Genomic DNA, 24,240 nt, shown 5'->3' on the forward strand with positions numbered 1-24,240 from the left:
GGCGGCGCGCGGCGCTGCGGGCGGGCGGCCTGCTGGCCGGCGCGCCGCTGCTGGCGAAGGGGCTGGCGCTGCTGGCCCGGACAAGGCGCATCCCGCGCATCCGCGCGGTGGCGAGACTGCGCGCGGAGGGCGAGGGGCGGGTCGAGCGCGTCGCCTGGGCAGGCGGCACCACGGACTGCGACACGCTGCTGCTGCATGAGGGCGTTGTGCCGGCGGTGCAGGTCTCCCTGGCCATCGGGCTGGACCATGCCTGGGATGCGGCGCAGCGCTGCTGGCGGCCGCGGGTCGATGGCTTCGGCGCGTCCTCCCATCCCCGCATTGCGGTGGCGGGCGATGGCGCGGGGATCGGCGGTTGGCAGGCGGCCATGGCGTCAGGGCGGCTGGCGGCGATGGATGCGGCGCGGCGCCTGGGGCGGCTGACGCCGGAAGGCCTGGCTCGCCGTGCCGCGCCGGTGCTGGCCGCGCGCCGGGCGGCGCTGGCGCTGCGGCCATTCCTCGACGCGCTCTATGCCCCGCCGGACTGGGTGCTGGTGCCGCCGGACGACGCCACGCTGGTCTGCCGCTGCGAGGAGGTGACGGCCGGCCAGGTCCGGCAGGCGGCGCGCCTCGGGGCGACCGGGCCGAACCAGGCGAAGGCCTATCTGCGGGCGGGAATGGGCCCCTGCCAGGGGCGGATGTGCGGCGCGACCGTCGCGGCGCTGATCGCGGAGGCGCGCGGCGCCACGCCGGAGGCGGTCGGCACGCTGCGGCCGCGGGCGCCCTACAAGCCGCTCACCGTCGGCGAACTGGCCGGGCCCTAGGCCGTCCCGCGACGGGTCGTCCCCGGCCCTGAGCCCGGCTCCGCATCGCGGGCCAGCCTGATCGCGGCGGTGCGTCGCATGGCGGGGTCGATTGGGTACCCGCAAGCGTGATCGGCGCGGCGGCAGTATTTGCGCCGCGTGGCGGCCCTTTGGCCGCGCGCGCCAATCGGAACGCTGTACCGTCCCCGCCCTGCACGCTTCTCCCGGGGACCATGCCGCACCCGTGGAAGGCCCAGAGGCCAGGCCACTCCCTCACCGCCGCCATTCCGCCGCTGCTGGTCGTTCTGCTGGTGGTGCTGTTCCTTCACCGCGTGATCGCCGGCCTCGATGCTGGCCCGCCGCCACTGACGGCCGCCGCCGCGAAGGACCCCACCGGGGCGGGCAGCGGTCCGGCCCAGGCCTCGGCCGGCGGCTGACCGCCGGCGGGGCTCGCCGCAGCGCAGCAAGGCCGCTAGCCTTGCGGCCGCAGAGGTGGAGTCGGGACCATGGCCTTCGTGGTGGCGGTGGCGCAGCAGAAGGGAGGCGCCGGGAAATCCACCGTGGCGGCCAATCTCGCCGCCGCCCTGGCGGCCGATGGTCAGCGCGTCGCGCTGCTGGACACCGACCCGCAGGCCTCGCTCGCCCGCTGGCATGGCGAGAGGGTGAAGCAGGGCGACAAGGCCCGGCCGCTCTCCTTCGAGGCCTCGGCCGGCTGGCGCGTGCCGGCGACGCTGGACCGGCTGCGCGGCGGGCATGACGTCGTCATCCTCGACACGCCGCCGCATGCCGAGACCGAGGCGAAGCTGGCGATCCGCGCCGCCGACCTGGTGCTGATGCCGCTGCAGCCCTCCCCGGCCGATCTCTGGGCGGCCGAGGCGACGCTGAAGCTGGCGAAGGACGAGCGCCGCCAGGTCGCGGCTGTGCTGAACCGTGCCCCGGCGACAGGCCGGCTGAAGGCGAGCATCCTGGCCGCCCTGGGCCGCCAGGGCGTGCCGGTGCTGGACCAGGCGATCGGCAACCGCGTGCAATTCGCCAATGCCTTCCTCGATGGCCTGGCGGTAACCGAGGCGGCGCCGAAGAGCCCCGCCGCGGCGGAGATGCGCGCCGTGGCGGCTGAGATCATGGCGCTGACGCGCAAGGGATAGGGACGCGGATGCTGGGAAGCCTGTTCTACACGCTGCATGTGCTTGGCGCCGTCCTCTGGGTCGGCGGCATGGCCTTCGCGCTGCTGGCGCTGCGGCCGGCGCTGGCGCCGCTGGAACCGCCGCAGCGGATGCTGGTGCATGAGGGCGCGCTGAAGCGCTTCTTCCTGATCGTCTGGCATGCCATGCCGATCCTGCTGCTGACCGGCTATGCCCTGCTGTTCGGCTGGTATGGCGGCTTCCGCGGCGCCGGCTGGCATGTGCATGCCATGCACCTGACGGCGCTGATCATGGCCGGCATCTTCCTGGCGCTGTTCACTGGGCCGTGGAAGGAGTTCCGGGCGGCCCGCGCCGCCGGCGACCTGCCGAAGGCCGCGACGGCGATGGACCGCATCCGCCAGCTGGTGGGCATGAACCTCGTCCTCGGCCTGCTGACGGTGGCGGTGGCGGCCTGGGGGCGCTTCGGCGGCTGACCGGGCGGGCGGCCCGCTGGCAAGCGGGCCGCTTGCGGTCCATCAAGGCGCAACACCGCGCCGGCGCGCTGCGTTGCAGCGCCGGAACACGCGGCGGGGTGGGACAGGCATAATGACGGCCGAAGGCATTCAGATCAGCGAGGACGACTACCCCGAGATGGAGGCGGTGGCCGCCATCCAACGCGGCCTGCACGCCTTCAACCAAGAGATGGGCGGTCCCTATGACCGGGAACCGGTCACGGTGCTGGCCCGCGATGCTCAGGAGACGGTGCGGGGCGGCCTGCTGGGGCTGACCTACTGGAACTGGCTGTTCATCGACTGGCTCTGGCTGGCGCGCGACATGCGCGGCAAGGGCATCGGCAGCGAGTTGCTGAAGCGCGCCGAGGACATCGCCCGCCGCCGCGGCTGCACCGATGCCTATACCGACACCTTCAGCTTCCAGGCGCCGGAATTCTGGGTCGGCAACGGCTATCAGGAGTTCGGCCGGCTCGACCACATGCCGCGCGGCCATTCCCGCATCTGGTTCAAGAAGCCGCTTTGACGGCGCCGCCACCGCTGGCGCTGGAGGTCACCGCGACGCCTTCGCGGGACGACCGGAAGGCGGTCGGCCGCGGCCTTGGTGCCTACAACCGCGCCGCCTATGGCAGGCTGCGGGGCAAGGCGCGCTGGATCCTGGCGCGCGACGCGGCCGGGACGGTGCAGGCCGGCGCGAAATGCGAGGTCGCCTCGGGCTGGCTGTACCTCGACTGGCTCTGGGTGGCGGAAGGGCTGCGGCGGCAGGGCCAGGGCACGCGGCTGCTGGCGGCGGTGGAGGACCTGGCGCGCGAGCAGGGGTGCCAGGGCGTGCACCTGCACACCTGGTCCTTCCAGGCGCCCGATTTCTACCCGCGTCATGGCTATGCCGTCATGGGCCGCGTGGAGGACATGCCGCCCGGCGCGGTGCGGTACTGGCTCGCGAAGCGGTTCTGAGGTCCACTCCGCCCCGAAGGCTCGCAGGGGGAAGATGCCATGAAGGCCGTGATCGTCACCGACCAGGGCGTGCAGGTGCGGGAGGTGCCGGACCCCAAGCCCGGACCGCAGGAGGTGCTGGTGCGCGTCCGCGCCGCCGGCCTGAACCGCGCCGATCTCGGCGTCGCCTCCGGCCAGGCGCATGGCCGCATGGGCGGCGCGGGCACCATCATCGGCCTGGAATTCGCCGGGGAGGTGGTCTCGGTCGGCAGCGAGGTGCCGGGCACGATCGCGCCGGGCATGCGGGTGATGTGCAGCGGATCCGGCGGCTATGCCGAATACGCCGTGGCGGATTGGGGCCGCTGCTCGCCGCTGCCCGACTCCAACATGGGCTGGGTGCAGGCGGCGACCCTGCCGGTGGCGCTGCAGACCATGCATGACGCGGTGGTGACGAATGGCGGGCTGCAGGCGGGCGAGAGCATCCTGATCCAGGGCGCGAGTTCCGGCGTCGGGCTGATGGGCATGCAGATCGCCAAGGCGATGGGCGCGCGGCTGGTGCTCGGCGGGTCGCGCAACCCCGCGGCGCGCGCCCGCTTCGCCGAGTATGGCTGCGACCTGGCGGTGGACACCGCCGATCAGGCCTGGCCCGACACGGTGCTGGAGGCGACGGGCGGTAAGGGCGTCGAGGTCATCGTGGACCAGGTCTCCGGCAGCGTTGCCAACGGCAATTTGCGCGCCTGCGCCATCCTCGGCCGCATCGTGAATGTCGGCCGCCTGGGCGGGGCAAAGGCGGAATTCGACTTCGACCTGCATGCGCTGCGCCGCATCCGCTATGTCGGCGTGACCTTCCGTACCCGCAGCGTGGAGGAGGTGCGGGAGATCAACCGCCGCATGCGCGCCGATCTCTGGGCCGCGGTGGAGGCCGGCAAGCTGCGCCTGCCGGTCGACAGGGTCTTCCCGCTGGCCGAGGCCGCCGCGGCGCTCGAGCACATGAAGGCCAATGCGCATTTCGGCAAGATCGTGCTGGAGTGCTGACGCGTGCCGGGTGAAATCCTCGTCGACCTGCGCGAGGCCGAGGGCGGCGGCCGCATCGCCACCGTCACCATCGCGCATGAGGCCAAGCTCAACACGCTGAATCCCGGCCTGATGCGCGACATCGCCGCGACCTTCGCGCGCCTGTCGGCGGATGCGGCGCTGCGCGCGGTGGTGCTGACCGGCGCCGGGCCGAAATCCTTCGTCGGCGGCGCCGACATCACCACCATGGCCGCGCTGGCGGATGGCGCGGCGGCGCGCGACTTCATCACGCTGGTGCATGGAACCTGCCGCGCGGTGCGGGACTGCCCGGCGCCGGTGATCGCGCGCATCAATGGCTGGACGCTCGGCGCCGGCCTGGAACTCGCGGCCGCCTGCGACCTGCGCCTCGCCGCCGACCATGCGCGCTTCGGCATGCCCGAGGTGCGCGTCGGCATCCCCTCGGTGGTGGAAGCGGCGCTGCTGCCCGGCCTGATCGGCTGGGGGCGCACCCGTCGCCTGCTGCTGCTGGGCGAGACCATCGGCGCCGCCGAGGCCTTGGAGTGGGGCCTGGTGGAGCGCGTGGTCACGGCCGAGGCGCTGGACGCGGCGGTGGCGGAATGGCTGGCGCATCTCGGCGCTGCCGGCCTGCAGGCGCTGCGGCTGCAGAAGCGGCTGATCCGGCAATGGGAGGACCTGCCGATGCGCGAGGCGATCGCCGCCGGCATCCCCGCCTTCGCCGCCGCCTGGGACACGGACGAACCGAAGCGGATGCTGGGCGCCTTCACAGCGCGCCGGCGCTGACCGCTCAGGCCAGCAACCCGCGCTCCGCCGCCGCGAAGCGCTGCGGGTCCGCCAGGACCCGCGGCACCTTGTGCTGCCCGCCCAGCTTGCCCTGCGCCCGCATCCACGCGGCGAAGGCGCCCGGCGGCAGCAGCACGACCTCCGCCGCATCCATCTGCCCGCCGCGGCGATGCGCCGCGTAGTCGTCATTCGCCCGCAGCAGCGCCGCATCCAAGGCTGCGGCCAACCGCCCGGCCAGCGCCGGATCCACCGGTACCGGCGTCTCGACCAGCCAGCGATGATGCCCGCGCACCGCGCCGAAGACCGGCCCCACAAGGTATTCCGCCACCGCCAGCCCCAGCGCCCGCGCGCCGTCCAGCAGCGCCCGCTCGATCTCCTCGCCCGACAGATGCTCGCCGAAGGCCGAGAGGAAATAGGAGGTCCGCCCGGTCACCAGCAGCCGCGGCGGCGCGCGGTCCAGGAAACGCACCGTATCGCCCAGCACATAGCTCCACAGCCCGGCGCAACTCGTCACCACCACGGCATACTCGACGCCCGCCTCCACCGTCGCGGCCCAGTGCCGCGTCGGGCTCGGCGCATCCAGCTCCGCCACCGGCACGAATTCCCAGAAGACGCCGCGGTCGAGGGTAAGCCGCATGCCCTCGCCATCGCCCCGGTCGGCAATGCCGCAGAACCCTTCGCTGGCCGGATAGACCTCCCGCGTCGCGCAGCCCGGGGGCAGGAAGGGCAGGATGCGGTCGCGATAGGGCGCCCAGGCGACGCCGCCATGGATCAGCAATTCCAGCCCCGACAGCGGTTGCCTACCATGCCGCGCCGCCAGCCTCTCCAGCAGCACCAGCAGCCAGGACGGCGTGCCCGAGAGCATCCGCACCGAAGCCGCCGGCGTTCGCTCCGCCAGCAGGTCCAGCTTGCGGTCCCAGTCGGCCTCCAGCGCGATCGCGCGCGGCGGCCAGGACCAGGGCGAGAGGAACCCCGGCACCTCCGCCGCCGCGATGCCCGACAGGTCGCCCTGCCGCACGCCCGGCGCCACTTCGTCCAGCGCGGTCGAGCCGCCCAGCATGAAGGACAGCCCGCCGAAGATGCGGCTGCGCGGATGGTGGTGCAGGTGCCAGGCCAGCACGTCCAGCGCCGCGCCCCGGTTCGCCCGCAGCATGTCGCGCGTCACTGGGATGTATTTGGTGGTGCCGGAGGTGGTGCCGGAGGACAGCGCGAGATAGGGCACCGCCCCGGGCCAGGTGACGCCGCGCAGACGCGGATAGGCCGGCTGCCAGCAGTCCCGCCAGAAATCCTCGTAGCGCCGTAGCGGCACGCGCGCCTGGTAGTCGGCAACGTCGCGCACCGCGGCGAAGCCATGCGCCTGGCCGAAACGCGTGCCCGCCGCGTGCTGCACCAGGCGCAGCAGCAGCCTGCGCTGCTCCGCGGCAGGATCCATGCGCAGCAGGCGTCGCACCCTCGCCGCGGCCACCGCCCGCAGCACGAACGTGCCGTCGACCGGGGCGCCGCCCCGGACCCCGCGAAGGGGGCGAAGCCCCCCTTCGAGACCCCCCCTCATCAGGGCCTCAGCACGGTGATGCGCGGGAACTCCGTCGCGACCGTCTCGGCGCGCAGGGGCAATCGGATGGCACGCCGCTCCCGCCACAGCGGCACCTGGTCGGCAAAGGCGGCGCTGCCCAGCCAGCCATCCTGCCCGCCGAACAGCGTGAACCAGTTGGCATCCGGGTCCGCCATGTCGGAAACCTGCCGCGCCATCGACCCGAAGCTCACCTCATGCGGGCCGCCGATCAGCCCATGGCCGCTCTTCATCGGCGTCTCGCGCGACCCGCCCACGGGATGGAGGCCGAGCACGAAGCGCCGCCCCAGCACCGGCAGGTTCACCAGCCAATGCGCCGCCCGCAAGCGGTGGATCTCGCCCCAGGTTGCGTAGCGCGCCGCCACCGGCGCTGCCTCCGCCACCGCCGCGCGCAGCACCGCCTCCCGCCGCGCGGCCGGCAGCGCATCCAAATCGTGCAGCAGGAAGGTAGTGAGGAAATTCCAGCCCGTCTCCGGCCCGCGCCCGCCGGCCTCCGGCTGCAGGGCCGGCACCAGCTTCGCCAGGATCAGTTCGAAGACCAGCGCCGCTCGGCTCTCGGCGGCATAGTCGCCATCCCAGCCGCGCAGCGGCGCCAGCAGCGCCGGGTCGGGCGCGCCGCCCGGCAGCGCATCCAGCCGCGCCAGCAGCCCCGCCGCCAGCAGCGCGGCCTTGGGCGCCACCGTGTCGGTCTGCATCGCCGCCAGGTCCTGGGGCGTCAGCTTCGGCCTGGCCAGGGCCAGCGCGCGCAGCCGCGCCACCCGGTCGCCATCCGAGAAGAAATAGCCGATCGGCGGCGGGTCCTTCGCCCAGGTCGCGGGGCTTTCGTTGGCCGAGACCAGCACGCCATCCGCCGGGTTCTCGAGGCGCGGCAGGTCGCGCGCATCCCACAGCCGTCGCCAGGGCCCCGTCGCCGCCGGGTCGCTGCCGTCCAGCACCGGATCCGCCTGCGGGAAGCCAGCGCGCGAGGGCAGGATGGCGGCGGTGACGCGCCCGATGGACCCGTCCCGCCCGGCCCACAGCATGTTCTGCGGCGAGACGGCAAAGCCGGAGAAACTGTCGCGGAACTCGGCGCCGCTGCGGGCGCGCGCGGCCTTCAGCAAAGCGGTGATCTCGTCCGCCCGCTCATGCCCCGCCCAGCGCAGCGCGATGACGTCGCCCGGGCGCGCCGGCACCACCGCGGCATCGCTGATCACCGGCCCCTCCGGCGAGACGCGCACCCGCCGCCGCGCCGGGAACCACAGCCGCTGCCGGATCGTCGCCTCGGACTCCGCGAAGGCCTCCGGCGGCAGGCGCGACACGTCGAACAGGTCGGACGACGCCGCCCGCAGGTTGGTCCCACCCCAGGCCACGTCCGGGTTCCGCCCGAGGCCGACGATCGGCAGCCCCGGCACCATCATCCCGACCAGGTGGAAGGACGGCGACCGCATCCCCGCCAGCAGCCAGAGATTGGGCAGCGACAGGCCCAGATGCGGGTCGGAGGCCAGCATCGCCGCGCCCGAGGCGCTGCGCGCCGGCGCGATCGCCACCGCATTGCTGCCGGACCGCGAGACGCTGCGCAGCAGTACCCCCAGCGCCGCCTCCCCGGCCGTGGCGGGGCCGCCGGTGCCGGCTCCGGCCTCCAGCACCCGCTGCCAGCGCCGGGCGAAGCCGGGCGACCCGCGCTCCGCCAGCAGGGAGAAATAGGAGAACCAGTTGATGTCGGTGCCGGCCAGCCGGCCCACCGCCAGCAGGTCGGCGGTGGTCACGGGCTCCCGCGACAGGCCCAGCAGCCCATATTCGGGCGGCCTTGGCCCGGTCATCAGGGAATGGTTCAGCCCGGCCAGGAAGCGCGCGACGAAATCCCGCGTCTCCGCTGGCCAGGAGGCCTCGATGGCAGGCGCCGCGCGGCCGAAATCCAGGATGCGCAGCGCATGGTCGATGTCGCTCGCCAGCGGCCCGGCGATCTCCGACAGCCGCCCGCGCGCGATCATCCGCAGCAGGGAAACCTGCGCGCCGCGCAGATGGCCATGGACCAGGCCGAGGGCGAAGGCCAAGTCGCCATCCGTCTCTGCCTCGACCCAGGGGACCAGGTGGTCGTTCCAGCGGATGGTGACGGGGCGTTGCAGCGCCAGCCCGTCGCGCGGCAGGGCGGCCAGCCGCTGCTCGACCCCGACCGGGCGCGGCAGCAGCGCGGCGCAGCCCGGCAGCAGCGCCACCACGGCCAGCAGCATGGCCGCCCCCTGGGCCCATCGGTTGCGTCCCGCCACGCCTGCACCCCCGCGCTGTCGCCAGCGCGCGCCTGCCCGCAGGGCAAGCGCGCCGAGGCAGCCATGTTGCCGGCCCGCCCCGGCCAGCAGCTTGGGCCGCGCAGGCCCGATGCAAGCACCGGCGGCAAAAGGTCACGCGGCGATACGGTTCGACGGCGACAGGCCCTGGGCCGGCCGCGGCCCGCCCCTCAGCCCCTGGATCCGCTGCGCTGCGAGCCCGGCACCGGATTGCAGCTTGCGGCCGCACAGGCCGCCCGCGGCGGCGGATCGGGACGCCCGGCCGCGGATAGCCGCATGGGGCAGATCGCCGAACCCGGGCGGCGGGCCCGGCATGCCGCGAGGGAAGCGGCCATGCGGGTCTTCGCGCCGGCAGGTCAGGGCGACGGCCCGCCGCACCCTCGCGCCCGGTCGATCATCCGTGAACCCACCGGCTTCCTACGGGTCGGCTCAGGCGATGCCGGCAACCGCCCGCAGCGCCGCGACCAGCGGCGCGATCTCGATCGGCTTGGTCAGCAGGCGCAGCGGCCCCTGGCCGTCATGCAGCGCGCCCGTGCCCTCGGGCGGCGGGAATCCGGTCATCACCACCACCGGCAGGTCCGGCCGTTCCGCCCGCAGCCGGGCGATCAGCTCCCGCCCATCCAGCCGCGGCATCCGCAGGTCGGTCAGCAGCAGGTCGAAGACGGCGCCCGCCGCCGCCAGTTCCAGCGCCGCCTGGCCATCCGGCGCCGACAGCACGGCGAAGCCGGCATCCTCCAACCCTTCTGCGAGCACCTCGGCAGCCAGCCACTCATCCTCCGCCATCAGCACCCGAAGCGGGATGGTCATGCCGCCGCGCCCCGAGAGGAACCCTGGGCGGCGGCCGGGCCGGATTCGGCCAGCGGCAGCACCAGGCGGAACACGGCGCCGGCCTCCGGCCGCCCCTCCGCCCAGTTGGCCCAGCCCAGCCGGCCGCCCATGCCGCGGACGATGCCCACCGCCAGCGGCAGGCCGAGCCCGGTGCCCTGGCCGGGATCCTTGGTGGTGACGAAGGGCTCCAGCATCCGCGGCGCGATGGCGGCCGGCACGCCGCCGCCGCTGTCCCGCACCGCGATGGTCACATTGCCCGGGGTCGCGCCCGCCGTGATGGACACGGCGATGCGCGCCGGCGCCTCTGGCTCCCGCTGCCGCCGCGCAAGCACCGCGTCGCGGGCATTCTCCAGCAGGTGCAGCACCGCCTGCTCCAGCTGCGCCGGACGGCCGCGGACCAGTGCCTCGGCATGCGGCTCCAGCGTGACCTCGATCCGTTCCAGCGCCCAGGCCCGCCGCGTCACCTCGACGGCGGCGGAAACGGCGCCGGCGGCGTCGAAGGTCTCGGCATCCGTCGGCACGTCGCGCGCCAGGTCGCGCATCCGCTCCAGAAGCGCGCCCAGGCGGCGGGTCTGGTCCATCACCACGTCCAGCGCCCGGCGCGGCCGGGCGGCAGCGCCGTCCAGCGTCGCCCGCGCCCGCTCCGCCCAGAGGCCGATGATGTTCACCGGCTGGCTCATCTCATGCGCCACGCCGGCGCACATGGCGCCGATGGTGGCGCGGCGCGCCGTCTCCACCAAGTCGACCTGCAGCCGCCGCAGCTCCGTCACGTCGCGCAGGCTGCCCAGCAGCAGCACCCAGCCATCGGGATCGGCGGGCAGCGGCACCAGCACCGTGTGCCAGTGGCGCGTGCCGTCCGTCTCCGCGCTCGTGCTTTCCCAGTCCCGCATGGTGCCGGCCGCCAGGCAGGCGGTCAGCTCCCGCTCCAGCTCCGCCGCGGCATCGCTGTCGAGAAGCGCCGACGGCCCCGCGCCCTCGACCGACTCCCGCGCCACGCCGAACAGGCGGCAGAAGGCGGGATTGACGGTCTCGAAGGTGAACTCCCCCGGGCCGGCACGCACGACGAAGAGCGCATCGCCCAAGTGCTCGAAGAACCCGGCCAGCCGCGCCTCGCTGCTGCGGGCGCGCTGCTCGGCCTCCCGCCGCTCCGCCACTTCCCGTGTCAGCTGGTCATTCGCCGCGGCCAGCTCCGCGGCCGAGGGCAGGGCGAGCACCCGCGGCAGCAGCGGCCAGAGCAGGATGGCGGTCGCCACCGAGACCAGGGCGGTCACGGCCTTCATCGCGCCCTGCAGCCCGTAATCCGGGTTCCAGAGGGTCCAGATGCTCATGAAGTGCGTGGCGCCGCATGCCAGGATGAACACCGCGAACAGCTCGAAGGCCCAGGGGAAGACCAGGTCGCGCCGCCGCATGGCGATGACGATGAGGACGACCGGGATCGACCAGTAGGCGAGGCCGGTCAGGGCATCGGAGACGACATGCAGCCACAGCAGCTCCGGCCGCCAGAGCAGGCAGACACCGTGCGGCGTCAAAGCCTCGGTGTCGAGAAGGGCGGCGAGGCTTGGCATCGGCGTCCGTCACTCATCGGCAAGGGCGCGGCCGCAACCGCCGCATTCGAACACATGGTTGAGGTAATGCCGTACAGCCCCAGGCGAGGCGAGCCGGACGGGCAGGACCCCACCAGACTGTGAAGCCGGAACTATAGGCTGATTCATATGCAGCAAAATGAAATTCCGTCGTATCCGGTCGTGTATCTGATGGGCTTGTAGCACATCCGGCTGCGGGGGGCGCCCACGCCCCGGCCCGGGCAATCCGGATGGTCCGCCGCCCGACCCCGCTGGGGCGGAGGGGGGCGGCAGGACGGCGCCCCGGCGCCCGCGGCGGCCGGCTGTCATCCCCGGCGCATCGCCCGGGTGAGCGCCAGCACCGGCAGCAGGCCGGTCGCCACGATCAGCAGGGCGGCGGTGCTGGCCTCCGCCAAGCGTTCATCGGCGGCAAGGCTATGGACCCTGACCGCCAGCGTATCGAAGTCGAAGGGCCGGACGATAAGGGTGGCCGGCAGCTCCTTCATCGTGTCGACGAAGACCAGCAGGAAGCCGGTGAAGAGGCTGCCGCGGGCGAGCGGCAGCTCCACCCGCCAGACCGCCCCGGCCGGCCGCGCCCCCAGCACCCGGGCGGCGTCGCGGAGGGAGGGCTTCACCCGTTCCAGCCCCGATTCCACCGCCGAGAGCGCGACTGCCAGGAAGCGGACCAGATAGGCGAAGACCAGCGCCGCCATCCCGCCCGAGAGCAGCAGGCCGGTGGACACCCCGAAGCGCGCCCGCATCCAGGCATCCAGCGCATTGTCGAACAGGCCGAGCGGCACCAGCGTCCCGACCGCGATGACCGAGCCGGGGATGGCATAGCCGAGCCCGGCCAGCTTCAGCGCCAGGCGCTGCGGCGGCCGCGGCCGCAGCCGGGCGGCCCAGGCGAGGAAGCCGGCCAGCGCCACCGCCAGGGCGGCGGCGACGGCCGCCAGCAGCACACTGTTGCGGGCGAAGGGCAGGAAGCGGGCCGGCTCCAGCGGGTCCCCCACCTGCAGCATCAGGGCGAGCAGCGTGCCGGCCGGCAGCAGGAAGCCGAGCGCGACCGGCGCGAAGCACAGGCCGAAGGCGGCCGCCGCCCGCCAGCCGTGCAGCCGCACCGGCCGCAGCGGCGGGTGGCGCATGGTGGTGGCGTGGAAGCGCCGGCCGCCACGCGAGACCGCTTCGAGCGCCAGCAGCAGCCCGACCAGGCCCATCAGGCAGGCGGCAAGCTGGCTGGCGGCGCCACGGTCGCCCAGGCCGAACCAGGCTTCGTAGATCCCGGTGGTGAAGGTGCGGACGGCGAAATGCTGCACCGTGCCGAAATCGGCCAGGGTCTCCATCAGCGCCAGGGCCACCCCGCCAACGATGGCCGGCCGGGCCATCGGCAGGGCCAGCCGGCGGAAGCAGGCGCCGAGCGAATGGCCGAGGGTGCGGGAGGCTTCGATCAGGCAGACGCTCTGCTGCTGGAACGCGGCGCGGCAGAGCAGGTACACATAAGGATAGAGTACCATCGCCAGCATGACGGCGGCGCCGGGCAGGCTGCGCACCTCCGGGAACCAGTACTGGTTCCAGCGCAGGCCGGTCAGGTCGCGGAAGGCGGTCTGCACCGGCCCGGCGACGTCCAGCAGCCAGGTATAGGCGTAGCCGCAGACATAGGCCGGCATGGCCATGGGCAGCAGCAGCGCCACGTCGAGCACGCGGCTGCCGGGAAAGCGGCAGGCGGTGACCAGCCAGGCGGACAGGGCGCCGGCGCTGGCAGTCATCGCCCCGACCAGCAGGAAGAGCAGGGCGCTGTTCGCCAGCATCTCCGGCAGGGTGGTACGGGCGATGTGGCGGAAGGCCTCGCCGGGCGGCACGGCGGCAGCCAGCAGCACCGCCAGCAGCGGCGCGGCGATCAGCCCAGCCAGCGGCAGGGCCAGCAGGCTCCAGCCCGGGCGGTCGGCGCGGGGCCGGGCCTGGGCTGCGGGCAGCGCCAGCCCGGCGGGGGCGATGGGGGTGACGGTCATTTGCGAGTGATTCTCAAATGACCCGGTAGCATGCCGGCGCCAGCCTGGAAATCCGGCCCGCGCATCCCGGGGCGAACCGGCGCGCCCGGGCCCGAACTGGCGCGCCCCGCGGCGAACCGGCCGCCGGCCCCGTCCCGGCGCGCGACTGCCGGCGTTGCCCGGTCCGGCCTATTCGGCGGCCTTCTTCGCCTCCCACTCCGCCACGCTGAGCCGCGGCACCTCGAACCGGTCGGTCGTACGGGTGTACCAGCCGCGGCCATGCATGCGGCCGACCAGGCCGAGCTTCGGGGTGTCCACGTAGCATTTGGCGACGTCGAGCACGCAGTCGTCCTTGATGTGTACGGCGACGACCCGGCCCAGGACGATGGTGTGTCGCCCGGCCGGGACCAGCTGGAAGGTGACGCATTCCAGCGCCACCGGGCTTTCCGCGATGCGCGGCGGCTTCACCTTCGCGGATGGCGCCTTGGTCAGCCCGGCCTCCGCCAGCTCGTCCACGCCGGCCGGGAAGTCGATGGCGGTGACATTCATGCCCTGCACGGCGCTTTCCGGCACCAGATTCACCACGAATTCCCCGGTTTCGCGAATATTCGCCGCGGTGTCCTTCAGCGCGCCCTCCGGCCGCGGGCCGGCGCCGAAGCCGACCACCACCGGGTTGTCGGAGAAGGCATTGAAGAAGGAATAGGGCGCGGCGTTGACGTGCCCCTGCGCGTCCTGGCTGACCACCCAGGCGATCGGCCGCGGCACGACCGAGGACACAACAAGCTTGTAGCAATCCTGCGGAGCGAGTGTCTCGAAGTCGAACAGCATCCGGGGTCTCCCTGCCTTGGCGGCGCGGACGGTGGCGTGGCTGCGCGCCGCTGTCGAGGGGCCGGCGATGGGACTTGCCTCGGGCGGATGCTGTTTGTCCCGGCTTAACCCGCGCCGGCGCAGTCTGCGGGCAAGGAGAGTTCTGCCCATGCGCGTGTTCCGCAACCTGTCCATCGGCCGCAAACTGGCCGCCAGCGCAGCGGTGGCCATCCTGCTGCTGGGCGCGCTGGTCGTGCTGGTCCAGCGGGACCTGAGCGAGGTCCAGCGGCAGCAGGACGCCGAGCGGATGGCCCTGGGCGCGAATGAGGCGGCATCCGCCGGGTCGCTGCACCTGGCGCGCGCCGCGGTGGCGCTGCGCGGCCTGCGCGCCGCCCAGACGGAGGAGGCGGTGACCCGCCTGAACGACACCCTGCAGGCGGAGCTGGCGCAGGCCAGCAGCCGGCTGGATGCCGCCAACACCTCGGCGCGGGACGCCACCGCCGCCGCCCACCTGCTCGACGCCATGCGCGAGTTCGGCGCCTACGCCACCTCGGCCACCGAGCAGGCGCGGCTTCGCCGCAAGCTGATCGAGGAGCGGGACAGCAAGCTCTACCCGCGCACCGCCGAATACGACCAGGCCTTCGAGGCGGTGTCGGGCATGATCGAGATCGACGTCGCCGCCGATCAGCGGGAGGAGGCGCGGCAGCGCCTGATGACCTTCCACACCGCCCTGGGCGAGGTGCGCTTCGGCAGCCAGCGCTTCCTGGCGACGGAGGAGGAGGTGCAGTCCCGCCGGGTGCGCCGTGCCGCCGCGCAGCTTCGGGTGCATGGCCGCGCGCTCGGCTCCATCCCGGTGCAGGGTCCGAGCCAGGGCGATGTCCGCCGGCTGGTGGGCATCGCCGAGGCGGCGACCGCGGCCGCGATCGAGGTAGTGCAGGCCGCCGAGACGCTGCAGCGGGAACAGACCGAGCGCAGCGTACCGGCACGGGAGCGGGTGGAGCGCGCGGTGGCGGCGGCGCAGGCGCGGCTGGGGGAACTGGCACGCGCCCGCACCGCCGAAAGCCTGGCCGCGATGGAGAATGTCCGCACGGCCGTGCTCTGGATCGGCGTGGCCATCGGGCTGCTGCTGGTGGTGTCCGGCTGGCTGACCACCCGGGCGATCGCCGGCCCGCTGCGCCGGCTGTCGGGGGCGATGAGCGCCATTGCCGGCGGCGATGCCGCCACGACGGTGCCGGACCGCGACCGGCGGGACGAGATCGGCAGCATCGCCGGCGCGCTGGAGACGCTGCGCGGCACGGTGCAGCGCGCCTTCGCGCAGCAGCAGATGCTGGAGCAGATGCCGACCGGCATCATGAGCGCGGATCCGCGCGACGATTTCCGCGTGACCTACATGAACCCCTTCAGCCAGGACCTGCTGCGGCGGCTGGAGCAGCACCTGCCGGTGACGGCGGATGCGATGCTGGGGCAGAGCATCGACCTGCTGCACCGCGACCCCGCGCATCAGCGCGCCATCCTGGCCGACCCGTCGCGCCTGCCGCACAAGGCCCGCATCCGGCTGGGCGACGAGGTGATCGACCTTGCGATCAACGCCATCCGCGACCCCCGGGGCGAATACGTCAGCGCCATGCTGGTCTGGACCCTGGCAACCGCGCAGGCGCGCCTGGCCGACCGCTTCGAGGGCGAGGTCGGCGGGGTGGTCGAGGCGGTGGCGGCCGCCGCCAGCCAGGTGCATGCGGCGGCCGAGGCGCTGTCCGGCGCCGCGGCGACCAGCGGGCGGGAGGCCGAGGCGGTGGCCGAGGTCAGCACCCGCGCCGGCAGCGACGTGCAGGCCGTGGCGGCGAGTGCCGAGGAACTGGCCGCCAGCGTCGCCGAGATCACCCGGCAGGTGGCGGACGGCGCCGCGGTGGCGCGTGCCGCGGCCGCCGAGGCGCGGGCGACCGACGGCACCGTGCAGGGCCTGGCCGATGCGGCGCAGAAGATCGGCGACGTGGTGCGGCTGATCGGCGATATCGCCGGGCAGACCAACCTCCTCGCCCTCAACGCGACGATCGAGGCGGCGCGGGCGGGCGAGGCCGGCAAGGGCTTCGCCGTGGTGGCGAGCGAGGTGAAGGCGCTGGCCGGGCAGACCGCCCGGGCGACCGAGGAGATCGGCCAGCAGATCGCTGCCATCCAGTCCGCGACCGGGGAGGCGGTGACGGCCCTGCGCAGCATCGGCAGCACGATCGAGCGGATGAACGAGGTGACCGGCGCCATCGCCGCGGCGGTGGAGGAGCAGGGCAGCGCCACGCGGGAGATCGCCCGCAGCGCCGCCCAGGTGGCCCAGGGCACCGGCGCGGTGAACAGCCGGATCGGCGATGTGCAGCGGGCGGCGCAGGAAACCGGCGATGCGTCGGCATCCCTGCTGCAGGCGGCCAATGATCTCACGGGCCATGCCGGCACGCTGCGCAGCCGGTCCGGCGACTTCATCGCCAATATCCGCCGCGGCTAGGCGGCCAAGGACGCTATCCCCCGTCGCGGCAAGGCCGCGCGGGGCACGACACCGCGGCGCGCACTTCCCCCCCTCCCCACGCGCCGCGGCCTCGGCCCGGGTTCCCCGCCAGGGGCGCCCGGGCCGAGCCCCCCCTTCGGTAGCCATCCGGCTGCCGCCGGCCTAGGCTTCGCCGCGGCAAATGGGGGAACGGGCCATGGCCTTGGGGGAGAAGCAGGTCCCGGCTGTGCATCACCGGCGCATCGGCGACATCACCGTCACCACGGTCAGCGACGGATATCTCGACGGCTCCATGGCCGTCATCCAGAACATCCCGGAGGCCGATGCGGTGCAGCTGCTGCGCGACAGCTTCCGCCCGGTGCCGCGGCGCACCGCGGTGAACTGCTTCCTGATCACCGCCGGGGGGCGCACCGCGCTGGTCGATACCGGCTGCGGCGCGCATATGGCGGCGACCGGCGGCAAGCTGTTCGAGCACCTGGCGGCCCTCGGCGTCGCGCCCGGGAGCGTGGACACGGTGCTGCTGACGCATATGCACCCGGACCATTCCAACGGGCTGGCCGATGCGGATGGCAAGCCGCTCTTCCCCAAGGCCGAACTGGTGATGCATGCGGCCGAGCACGCCTTCTGGCACGACGCCGCCGCCATGGCGCGCGCGGACGAGACCAGCCGGCAGCGCAATTTCCAGGCCGGACGGACGCAGGTGGCGCCCTATCGCGGGCGGCTGCGGCTGCATGAGGGCGGGGAGGTCTTCCCCGGCGTCACCGCCATGCCCTTCCCGGGCCACACGCCGGGCCATACCGGCTACATGGTCGCCTCCGGGAAGGACAGCCTGCTGATCTGGGGCGACATCATCCATGTGCCGGAGATCCAGATCCCCCGCCCCGAGGTGACCATGGCCTTCGACATCGACCCGGCGCAGGCCGCGGCGACGCGCCGCCGCGTCTTCGACATGGTGGCGAAGGACGGCCAGGCGGTGGCCGGGATGCACATGCATTTTCCCGGCTTCCTGCATCTGGTCCGGCGTGGCGAGGGCTATGCCATGATCAACGATGGCTGGTATCCCGGCCTGTAGGGCAGGGGGCCTCGCCGCGAGCGGGGAGATGTTGCTGGAGGGGCCTCGCCGCAAGCGGCGAGGCATGGCAGGCTGCGGGCAACCCCAACCACGGAGGAAACGGGATGCTCGCACCCGGCAGGGCGAAGCCGAAACCCACGCCCGAAACCAAGCATTTCTGGGACGGCTGCAAGGACGGCAAGCTGCTGCTGCAGCGCTGCGGCGATACCGGCAAGGCGTATTTCCCGCCGCGGCCCTTCAGCCCCTACACCGGCACGCGCAATGTCGAGGTCTTCGAGGCGTCCGGCCGCGCCACGCTGCACAGCTACGTGATCCACCACCGGCCGGTGCCCGGCTTCACGCCGCCCTATGCCATCGCGGTGGTCGAGCTGGAGGAAGGTCCGCGGCTGATGACCAATATCGTGGACTGCGAGCAGACGCCGGAGGCGCTGGTGCTGGACATGCCTCTCGAGGTCGCCTTCACCCCGATGGACGAGGAGATCACGCTTCCCCTGTTCCGTCCTGCGAAGGGGAGCTGAGACGATGCTAGGACGTGGAGAGATCGCGGTCGTCGGCGCGGCGGAGACGACGCAGCTCGGCGCCATCCCCGGCATGTCGCAGATCATGCTGCACGCCGATGCGGCGCTGAACGCCATGGCGGATGCCGGCCTCAAGCCCTCGGACATCGACGGCGTCGCCTGCGTCGGGCCGATGATGCCGCAGCAGATCGCGCACTACCTGGGCATCACCCCGAAATGGGTGGACGGCACCGGCGTCGGCGGCTGTTCCTTCATGCTGCATGTGCGCCATGCCGCGGCGGCCATCCATGCGGGCTATGCCAACACCATCCTCATCACCCATGGGGAGAGCGGCAAGTCGCGCATCAACGCCACGCCGCGGCCGGCCGAGCCGGAAGGGCTGAACGGCCAGTTCGAGATGCCCTACGGCCCCTTCGGCCCGCCGACGCTGTTTCCCATCCCCGTGCTCCGCTACATGAAGACGTACGGCGTGACGCATGAGGATCTGGCGACGGTCGCCGTGGTGCAGCGGGAATGGGCGGGCAAGAACCCGCGCGCCATGTTCCGCGACCCGATCACGGTCGACGACGTGCTGAACAGCCGGATGATCGCCTATCCCTTCCGCATCCTGCAGTGCTGCCTGGTGACGGATGGCGGCGGCGCGCTGATCCTGACGAAGTCCGACCGCGCGAAGGATTTCCCGACCAAGCCGGTCTACATCCTCGGCACCGGCGAATCGGTCGAGACCAACATGGTCTCGCAGATGGCGGACTTCACTTCCTCCCGCGCCTTCCGGGTGGCGGGGCCGACGGCGATCGAGGCGGCGGGCATCGACCGAAAGGACGTGGATCACATGATGATCTACGACGCCTTCGCGCATCTGCCGCTGTACGGTCTCGAAGACCTCGGCTTCTGCAAGCCGGGCGAGGCGGCCGGCTTCATCCGGGAGGGCAATACCCGGCCCGGCGGCAAGCTGCCGCTGAACACCACCGGCGGCGGCCTGTCCTACACCCACACGGGCATGTACGGCATGTTCGCCCTGCAGGAGAGCGTGCGGCAGATGCGCGGCACGGCGCCGGCGCAGGTGCCGGGTGCCAAGGTCAGCCTGTGCCATGGCGTCGGCGGCATGTTCAGCGCCTCCGGCACCATCGTTTTCTCGAACGAGCGGCCCTGAGCAGCCGCGGCGGGGGCCCCGTTGTCCTGTGCCCCGATCGGGGCCGGGCGGCGGGGCATCCGCCGCGATGCCGACACGGCGCCGGAGCCGCATGGGATGGGCGCCGGCAGATCCGCGGCGGACGCGCCAGGCGACGTGGCGGACCGGGCGTTCGTGAGGACCGACCTGACCTGTCGGCAAAGCCACCGCGAGGCGTCGCTTGTTGTACGCTGTCGTCGGGGACCGGGGCGGATGGTGGGCGCGACAGGGATTGAACCTGTGACCCCTACCGTGTCAAGGTAGTGCTCTCCCGCTGAGCTACGCGCCCATCGCCCGGGGCCGCGTGTGTAGCCCGGTCGGAAACGGCGGGCAAGCCTCTCGCTGCGGGACGATGGCAACGGATGACACGGGCCGGCGCCTGTGGCTTGAATGGGCGACGCCGATGGACATCCCGCAGGACCTTGCCCCCGCCCCGGCCCTCGCCGCCGAACCGCCCCCCTATCTGCTGACGCGCCCGCTGCGGCAGACCTGTCCGGTCGTCTTCGCCTCGCCGCATTCGGGCCGGCTCTATCCGCCGAATTTCGTCGCCGCGGCGCGGCTGGACCCCGTGGCGCTCCGCAAGTCGGAGGACGGCTTCGTGGACGAGCTGTTCGCCGCCGCGCCGGACCTCGGCGCCCCGCTGCTGGCCGCCACCTTCCCGCGCGTTTTCTGCGACGTGAACCGCGAACCTTGGGAACTGGACCCCGGAATGTTCGACGGGCCGCTGCCGGCCTGGGTGAATACGGCCAGCCCGCGGGTCGGCGCCGGGCTTGGCACCATCGCCCGCGTGGTGGCGACGGGGGAGGCGGTGTATCGCCGCAAGCTCAGCTTCGCCGAGGCGGAGGATCGCATCCGGCGCTACTGGCAGCCCTACCATGCGGCGCTGGCGGCGCTGATCGCCGAGACTCGGGACGAGTTCGGCACCTGCCTGCTGATCGACTGCCATTCCATGCCGACCCACCCGGCGCAGGCCGGCAATCCGCCGGATTTCGTCCTTGGCGATGCGCATGGCACGGCCTGCGCCCCGCGCGCGACCCGGCTGGCGGAGGAGGTGCTGGCAGGCCTCGGCTACCGGGTCCGCCGCAACGACCCCTATGCCGGCGGCTATGTGACGCGCCACTACGGCCGGCCGCGCGAAGGGGTGCATGCCCTGCAGGTGGAGGTGGCGCGGCCGCTCTACATGGATGAGGCGCGGATCGAGCGCCTGCCCCGCATGGCCGCGCTGCAGGCCGACATCACCCGCCTGATCGATGCCCTGGCGAAGGCCGACTGGTCGGCCTTGCGCTGATCGGGGTCCGCCACGGCGGGACCCGCCGTCGATCGCCCGCGCCAGAGGCCCGGACGCGCCAGCGGGTGCGGGCCGGCGATCATCGCGCCGCGCGATGGCGAGGAGCCTGCATCCCGAGCCCGGTTCCGTCCTGCCTGCCGGGCGTCGTCCAGGGGCGCGCCCGGCCGCATCCAGGCTGCGATCCGCTCCGGGCCCGACAAGGTCGTGAACGGCCTCGCGACCCGCTGATCACCGGGAGGGCCGCTGCCTGCCTAAACACGAACTGGCCAGAGGTCCGGTGTAATGCAGCCCGGGGCATGCCCCGGCGCGTGAGACGCGCCGACGGGAGGCGGGACAAAAAAAGGGCGGTGCCGTGAAGCACCGCCGAGTTTAGGGAGGAAACGTCCAAGAAAGACAGACAACCCGGCATTGCCGTGTTGCTGCACCGGGAAAGTAGGATGCAGCCAAGCGGCTTGCAAGGCTTTTTTTGCGCCGCAACATCGCTTTGTTGCGGTGGCCGTGCGTCCCGGCCGGGACCAGGCAAAACGTTAATGAAATACAGCTAGTTGCGCGGGGCGGCTGCGGTCGATCCTTAGGAGTTCTCTGCATGCGTCTCGGCCCCGCCATCCTGCTGCTGCTGGGCCTGACAATGCCGGAGGCGGGGGCGCAGCGGCGCGAGGCATCGCCGACCGGTCCCGCCCTGCTTTGCCGCGAGGCGATCCAGGCGGCGGAGCGCGAGCACCGCCTGCCGGGTGGCCTGCTGCACGCCATTGCCCGCGTCGAGTCCGGCCGCCCCGATCCCGCGGGCGGCGCCGCGCCCTGGCCCTGGACCATCAATGCCGAAGGGCAGGGCCGCTTCTTCGACAGCAAGGAGGCGGCGATCGCCGCCGTGCAGGCGCTGCGGGCCCGTGGCGTCCGCCTGATCGATGTCGGCTGCCTGCAGGTGAACCTGCACCACCACGCCCCGGCCTTCCCCGACCTGGAGACGGCCTTCGATCCGACGGCGAATGCCAGCTATGCCGGGCTGTTCCTCACCCGCCTCCATGCCCAGACCCGAAGCTGGGAGCAGGCAGCCGCCTTCTACCATTCGCAGACGCCCGAACTGGCCGAGGCCTATCGGCTGAAGGTGATGGAAGCCTGGCCGGCCATGGCGGTGCGCCTGGCCGAGGAGCGCCGGCGGGATGACCTGGTCTCGGCCTGGAGCAATGGCCGCGTCCTGGAGGCGCGGCCGATGCCGAACAATGGCTGGCAGGTAGTGACGATGGCACCCACGGCCCGGCCGGCTGCGCCGCGTGGCCCCGGGGCCCCGCTGCTGATCATGGGCACCCCGGTCCTGCGTCCGGCGATCGGCGCGCCGCGCCGTGGGCCGCAGCCTGGCCCTACCCCCCGGGCGCCGTTGCGGCTGGACCTGGCAGAGGCCCCTGGGCGGCGCTGAGGCGGAGCTAGGGCGGCGGCCGCGGGCGCCACATCGGCCCCATTCCCCGCCACCCGTCCACGGGGGAGTGCAGGTTGCGGCAGCGGACGGGATGGCGCTTGCGGCCATGGCGGCGCGGTGACCACGGCCTGCCCCGGCTGGACCGCGGCACTGGCTCCCAGCGCCGCTGTTGCGCGCCCAGGGTCGCCGGGCGTCGCCGCCACGGCACGTCCGGCCTTCGGCACCCCCCGGCCGCGACCAGATCACGCCGATGGCGGATCGTCCGCCTGGCTGCCCCTGCCCCCCGCAAGCGGGTGGCGTCCGGTGGTGCCGTCCGCAGGGGCTAGTGCCGCGATCCTTCCCCGCCGCGGCGAGCACATCGCCCGGCCTGCGCAAGATGCCGCGAGGGGCCCAGGGAAGGGCTTCAGCCGGGCTCTGTCATGGGCCGGCAATGGTGCCGCTTCGCGCAGGACATGCAGTGCGGCCGGGATCTGCAACTCGGTAAAGTATGCAATATTCTTTAGATCCTGTAAGCACCCCGCGCGCTGCACCCGAACGGCGACAGGAGGTGACATGCCTGCTCCGAGCCGCACGACGGCCCCGGCCCTACCCTTCGAGGATGCGTGCCTCGACACGGGGCGCGGTCGCGCCGGCTTCGATGCGATCCGGATCGCGCATCGGGCCTATCGATTGATGCCGCGGGATTTCCGGCAGCGCCTGTTCGCCCGCCTCTCACAGCGGCTGGCACCGCGGCCGCATCCGGCGCCGCTGCCGCCGGCGGGCGGCGTCGTCCTCGTCGGCGAATTCGGCCTGCCGACCGGCGTCGGCGCCGGGGCAAGGCTGATGCGCGACGCGCTGCTGCGGCTGGGCGTGCGGGTCTGATGGGGTGGACGCCCCCCGACGGCATCAATGTGCCAAGGTGGAGGTGTTAAGCAACCACCAGAGGAGGCGTCCGTGGGAGAGGCTAGCACGATCGGGCTGGATATTGCGAAGAACGTTTTCCAGGCGCACGGCGTCGATGCGGATGGGCATGTGGTGTTCCGCAAACGCCTGGTGCGGGCCAAGGTGCTCGAGTTCTTTGCCCGACAGGCACCATGTTTCGTGGCGCTGGAGGCCTGTGGCGGTGCGCACCACTGGGCACGAGAACTTGGCAAGCTGGGCCATACCGTGCGGCTGATCCCGCCGGCCTACGTCAAGCCCTTTGTCAAGCGGCAGAAGAGCGACGTGGCCGATGCCGAGGCGATCTGCGAAGCAGCGCAGCGGCCAAGCATGCGCTTCGTGCCGGTGAAGACTGACACGCAGCAGGCGAACGCCCTTGTGTTCCGGACCCGCGACCTGCTGGTGCGGCAACGGACGCAGTGCATCAACGCGTTGCGCGGGCACCTGACCGAGTATGGCCATGTCGTGCCAAAGGGAACCGATCACGTCGATCAGCTAATCGCTCTGGTCAAGGACGAGACATCGTCTATACCGCAAGCTGCACGAGACATTCTGCAAGTACTTATTGACAGCATCGAGGTGCTCGGGAAGCAGATCAACGACCTCGATGCCCAGATTGGTCGGCGCGCGAAGGACGACCCTGTCGCGCGGCGGCTCATGACAATCCCAGGCATCGGTCCGATCGCAGCAACCGCGATCACCGCTCTGGTGCCGGCGCCAGAGGGCTTCCGGGCAGGGCGCGACTTTGCGGCCTGGCTGGGGCTGACGCCGCTGCAGAAGTCGACAGGGGGCAAGCAGAAGCTCGGAGCTATCTCGAAAATGGGTGAGCGGACCATCCGACGGCTGCTCATCTTGGGCGCCAGCGCGGTGGTGCGCTGGGCCGTTCATCGCGGGGCGGCGCCGGGCTCATGGCTGGCCCAGATGCTCGCGCGCAAGCCGCGCATGCTGGTCACCACCGCGCTGGCCAACAAGACGGCCCGCATCGTCTGGGCCCTGCTGGTCAGGGGCGGGACGTACAAGGCTCCGGCTGTGGCGGCGTAACTCCGCCGCGGTCACTGAGGCGTAGGGCGAGCGAACGGAGGACATGGCGCAATAGTCGACGAGACGGGATTGGGAGAACCAGGCCGCACCAACGTACCCTGAGTACGCGGGTCTGATGTGGACCCAATCCGCGAACTCCCATGCAGGCCGGCGGTCC

General features: G+C 72.7%; 22 protein-coding genes and 1 tRNA gene. 16 read left to right on the plus strand and 7 right to left on the minus strand.

The genetic code is table 11. The features are described from left to right. From E2C05_RS08005 to E2C05_RS08040, 8 genes are all read left to right on the plus strand, one after another. Positions 1 to 800, plus strand: an 800-nt coding sequence (locus E2C05_RS08005; protein ID WP_192912433.1) for a (2Fe-2S)-binding protein, incomplete at its 5' end; no start/stop codon positions are given. A gap of 212 nt (positions 801 to 1,012) precedes the next feature. Then, positions 1,013 to 1,216 (plus strand): hypothetical protein, encoded by a 204-nt coding sequence (locus tag E2C05_RS08010; RefSeq protein ID WP_133219093.1) that lies wholly within the window; start codon positions 1,013 to 1,015, stop codon positions 1,214 to 1,216. Between the two features lie 69 nt (positions 1,217 to 1,285). Continuing rightward, a complete protein-coding gene (gene parA, locus E2C05_RS08015; RefSeq protein WP_133219094.1) occupies positions 1,286 to 1,924 on the plus strand; it encodes a ParA family partition ATPase in 639 nt (212 codons plus the stop codon). An 8-nt stretch (positions 1,925 to 1,932) separates the two neighbouring features. After that, positions 1,933 to 2,394, plus strand: coding sequence for a CopD family protein (locus E2C05_RS08020; RefSeq protein WP_133219095.1), 462 nt, complete (start codon positions 1,933 to 1,935; stop codon positions 2,392 to 2,394). A 112-nt stretch (positions 2,395 to 2,506) separates the two neighbouring features. Next, positions 2,507 to 2,935 (plus strand): GNAT family N-acetyltransferase, encoded by a 429-nt coding sequence (locus E2C05_RS08025; RefSeq protein ID WP_133219096.1) that lies wholly within the window; start codon positions 2,507 to 2,509, stop codon positions 2,933 to 2,935. Beyond that, positions 2,932 to 3,363 carry a GNAT family N-acetyltransferase gene (locus tag E2C05_RS08030; RefSeq protein ID WP_158292009.1) on the plus strand — a complete coding sequence of 144 codons (432 nt, stop codon included), beginning with the start codon at positions 2,932 to 2,934 and terminating at the stop codon, positions 3,361 to 3,363. Before E2C05_RS08025 ends, E2C05_RS08030 begins: the two co-directional genes overlap by 4 nt. A 39-nt stretch (positions 3,364 to 3,402) precedes the next feature. After that, positions 3,403 to 4,377 (plus strand): zinc-binding dehydrogenase, encoded by a 975-nt coding sequence (locus E2C05_RS08035; protein WP_133219098.1) that lies wholly within the window; start codon positions 3,403 to 3,405, stop codon positions 4,375 to 4,377. A gap of 3 nt (positions 4,378 to 4,380) precedes the next feature. Beyond that, on the plus strand, positions 4,381 to 5,157 hold the full coding sequence (locus tag E2C05_RS08040; protein WP_133219099.1) for an enoyl-CoA hydratase: 777 nt from the start codon (positions 4,381 to 4,383) through the stop codon (positions 5,155 to 5,157). A 4-nt stretch (positions 5,158 to 5,161) separates the two neighbouring features. Here the strand turns inward: E2C05_RS08040 and E2C05_RS08045 are convergent, their stop codons facing one another. The 6 genes from E2C05_RS08045 to E2C05_RS08070 form a co-directional block, all read right to left on the minus strand. After that, positions 5,162 to 6,589: a GH3 family domain-containing protein gene (locus tag E2C05_RS08045; protein WP_200305704.1), complete on the minus strand. Its 1,428-nt coding sequence runs from the start codon at positions 6,587 to 6,589 to the stop codon at positions 5,162 to 5,164. A 119-nt stretch (positions 6,590 to 6,708) separates the two neighbouring features. Further along, positions 6,709 to 8,937 carry a penicillin acylase family protein gene (locus E2C05_RS08050; RefSeq protein WP_133219101.1) on the minus strand — a complete coding sequence of 743 codons (2,229 nt, stop codon included), beginning with the start codon at positions 8,935 to 8,937 and terminating at the stop codon, positions 6,709 to 6,711. Between the two features lie 483 nt (positions 8,938 to 9,420). Continuing rightward, positions 9,421 to 9,798 (minus strand): response regulator, encoded by a 378-nt coding sequence (locus E2C05_RS08055; RefSeq protein ID WP_133219102.1) that lies wholly within the window; start codon positions 9,796 to 9,798, stop codon positions 9,421 to 9,423. Further along, the gene (locus tag E2C05_RS08060; RefSeq protein WP_133219103.1) at positions 9,795 to 11,384 is read right to left on the minus strand and encodes a PAS domain-containing sensor histidine kinase; all 1,590 of its coding nucleotides are present in this window, start codon (positions 11,382 to 11,384) and stop codon (positions 9,795 to 9,797) included. The genes E2C05_RS08055 and E2C05_RS08060 overlap by 4 nt, the downstream gene beginning before the upstream one ends. Before the next feature lie 323 nt (positions 11,385 to 11,707). Then, complete coding sequence (locus E2C05_RS08065) at positions 11,708 to 13,387, minus strand: ABC transporter permease (RefSeq protein WP_133219104.1); 1,680 nt, start codon at positions 13,385 to 13,387, stop codon at positions 11,708 to 11,710. A gap of 168 nt (positions 13,388 to 13,555) precedes the next feature. Continuing rightward, positions 13,556 to 14,194 carry a flavin reductase family protein gene (locus E2C05_RS08070; RefSeq protein WP_133219105.1) on the minus strand — a complete coding sequence of 213 codons (639 nt, stop codon included), beginning with the start codon at positions 14,192 to 14,194 and terminating at the stop codon, positions 13,556 to 13,558. 148 nt (positions 14,195 to 14,342) lie between these two features. Here E2C05_RS08070 and E2C05_RS08075 point away from each other — a divergent pair, with 148 nt between their 5' ends. The 4 genes from E2C05_RS08075 to E2C05_RS08090 all read left to right on the plus strand — a co-directional run bounded on the left by E2C05_RS08075 (position 14,343) and on the right by E2C05_RS08090 (position 19,404). Next, the gene (locus E2C05_RS08075) at positions 14,343 to 16,661 is read left to right on the plus strand and encodes a methyl-accepting chemotaxis protein (protein ID WP_133219106.1); all 2,319 of its coding nucleotides are present in this window, start codon (positions 14,343 to 14,345) and stop codon (positions 16,659 to 16,661) included. Between the two features lie 196 nt (positions 16,662 to 16,857). After that, positions 16,858 to 17,733, plus strand: a complete 876-nt coding sequence (locus tag E2C05_RS08080) for an MBL fold metallo-hydrolase (RefSeq protein WP_240046650.1) — start codon at positions 16,858 to 16,860, stop codon at positions 17,731 to 17,733. 104 nt (positions 17,734 to 17,837) lie between these two features. After that, positions 17,838 to 18,251 carry a Zn-ribbon domain-containing OB-fold protein gene (locus E2C05_RS08085; RefSeq protein ID WP_133219108.1) on the plus strand — a complete coding sequence of 138 codons (414 nt, stop codon included), beginning with the start codon at positions 17,838 to 17,840 and terminating at the stop codon, positions 18,249 to 18,251. Between the two features lie 4 nt (positions 18,252 to 18,255). Then, positions 18,256 to 19,404, plus strand: coding sequence for a thiolase C-terminal domain-containing protein (locus E2C05_RS08090; protein ID WP_133219109.1), 1,149 nt, complete (start codon positions 18,256 to 18,258; stop codon positions 19,402 to 19,404). A gap of 232 nt (positions 19,405 to 19,636) precedes the next feature. On the opposite strand, the gene E2C05_RS08095 is transcribed toward E2C05_RS08090, so the two are convergent. After that, positions 19,637 to 19,711 (minus strand) — tRNA-Val (locus tag E2C05_RS08095). Between the two features lie 114 nt (positions 19,712 to 19,825). Here E2C05_RS08095 and E2C05_RS08100 point away from each other — a divergent pair. The 4 genes from E2C05_RS08100 (at position 19,826) to E2C05_RS08115 (ending at position 24,083) form a co-directional block, all read left to right on the plus strand. Further along, positions 19,826 to 20,710 (plus strand): N-formylglutamate amidohydrolase, encoded by an 885-nt coding sequence (locus E2C05_RS08100; RefSeq protein ID WP_133219110.1) that lies wholly within the window; start codon positions 19,826 to 19,828, stop codon positions 20,708 to 20,710. Positions 20,711 to 21,296: 586 nt separating this feature from the next. Then, the gene (locus E2C05_RS08105) at positions 21,297 to 22,124 is read left to right on the plus strand and encodes a transglycosylase SLT domain-containing protein (protein ID WP_133219111.1); all 828 of its coding nucleotides are present in this window, start codon (positions 21,297 to 21,299) and stop codon (positions 22,122 to 22,124) included. 552 nt (positions 22,125 to 22,676) lie between these two features. After that, on the plus strand, positions 22,677 to 22,985 hold the full coding sequence (locus E2C05_RS08110; RefSeq protein ID WP_133219112.1) for a hypothetical protein: 309 nt from the start codon (positions 22,677 to 22,679) through the stop codon (positions 22,983 to 22,985). A gap of 72 nt (positions 22,986 to 23,057) precedes the next feature. Then, positions 23,058 to 24,083, plus strand: coding sequence for an IS110 family RNA-guided transposase (locus E2C05_RS08115; RefSeq protein WP_133219113.1), 1,026 nt, complete (start codon positions 23,058 to 23,060; stop codon positions 24,081 to 24,083). The last annotated feature ends 157 nt before the right edge of the window (positions 24,084 to 24,240 follow it).

The organism is Paracraurococcus ruber (genome assembly GCF_004353985.1).
GTDB classification, from domain to species: Bacteria; Pseudomonadota; Alphaproteobacteria; order Acetobacterales; family Acetobacteraceae; genus Paracraurococcus; species Paracraurococcus ruber.

Excerpts from the sequence above, each read along its gene's own strand:
- E2C05_RS08010 (WP_133219093.1), top strand. The coding sequence starts at position 1,013 with ATGCCGCACCCGTGGAAGGCCCAGAGGCCAGGCCACTCCCTCACCGCC.
- parA (WP_133219094.1), top strand. The coding sequence starts at position 1,286 with ATGGCCTTCGTGGTGGCGGTGGCGCAGCAGAAGGGAGGCGCCGGGAAA.
- E2C05_RS08020 (WP_133219095.1), top strand. The coding sequence starts at position 1,933 with ATGCTGGGAAGCCTGTTCTACACGCTGCATGTGCTTGGCGCCGTCCTC.
- E2C05_RS08025 (WP_133219096.1), top strand. The coding sequence starts at position 2,507 with ATGACGGCCGAAGGCATTCAGATCAGCGAGGACGACTACCCCGAGATG.
- E2C05_RS08035 (WP_133219098.1), top strand. The coding sequence starts at position 3,403 with ATGAAGGCCGTGATCGTCACCGACCAGGGCGTGCAGGTGCGGGAGGTG.
- E2C05_RS08045 (WP_200305704.1), bottom strand. The coding sequence starts at position 6,589 with ATGGATCCTGCCGCGGAGCAGCGCAGGCTGCTGCTGCGCCTGGTGCAG.
- E2C05_RS08050 (WP_133219101.1), bottom strand. The coding sequence starts at position 8,937 with ATGCTGCTGGCCGTGGTGGCGCTGCTGCCGGGCTGCGCCGCGCTGCTG.
- E2C05_RS08055 (WP_133219102.1), bottom strand. The coding sequence starts at position 9,798 with ATGACCATCCCGCTTCGGGTGCTGATGGCGGAGGATGAGTGGCTGGCT.
- E2C05_RS08060 (WP_133219103.1), bottom strand. The coding sequence starts at position 11,384 with ATGCCAAGCCTCGCCGCCCTTCTCGACACCGAGGCTTTGACGCCGCAC.
- E2C05_RS08065 (WP_133219104.1), bottom strand. The coding sequence starts at position 13,387 with ATGACCGTCACCCCCATCGCCCCCGCCGGGCTGGCGCTGCCCGCAGCC.
- E2C05_RS08070 (WP_133219105.1), bottom strand. The coding sequence starts at position 14,194 with ATGCTGTTCGACTTCGAGACACTCGCTCCGCAGGATTGCTACAAGCTT.
- E2C05_RS08075 (WP_133219106.1), top strand. The coding sequence starts at position 14,343 with ATGCGCGTGTTCCGCAACCTGTCCATCGGCCGCAAACTGGCCGCCAGC.
- E2C05_RS08080 (WP_240046650.1), top strand. The coding sequence starts at position 16,858 with ATGGCCTTGGGGGAGAAGCAGGTCCCGGCTGTGCATCACCGGCGCATC.
- E2C05_RS08085 (WP_133219108.1), top strand. The coding sequence starts at position 17,838 with ATGCTCGCACCCGGCAGGGCGAAGCCGAAACCCACGCCCGAAACCAAG.
- E2C05_RS08090 (WP_133219109.1), top strand. The coding sequence starts at position 18,256 with ATGCTAGGACGTGGAGAGATCGCGGTCGTCGGCGCGGCGGAGACGACG.
- E2C05_RS08100 (WP_133219110.1), top strand. The coding sequence starts at position 19,826 with ATGGACATCCCGCAGGACCTTGCCCCCGCCCCGGCCCTCGCCGCCGAA.
- E2C05_RS08105 (WP_133219111.1), top strand. The coding sequence starts at position 21,297 with ATGCGTCTCGGCCCCGCCATCCTGCTGCTGCTGGGCCTGACAATGCCG.
- E2C05_RS08110 (WP_133219112.1), top strand. The coding sequence starts at position 22,677 with ATGCCTGCTCCGAGCCGCACGACGGCCCCGGCCCTACCCTTCGAGGAT.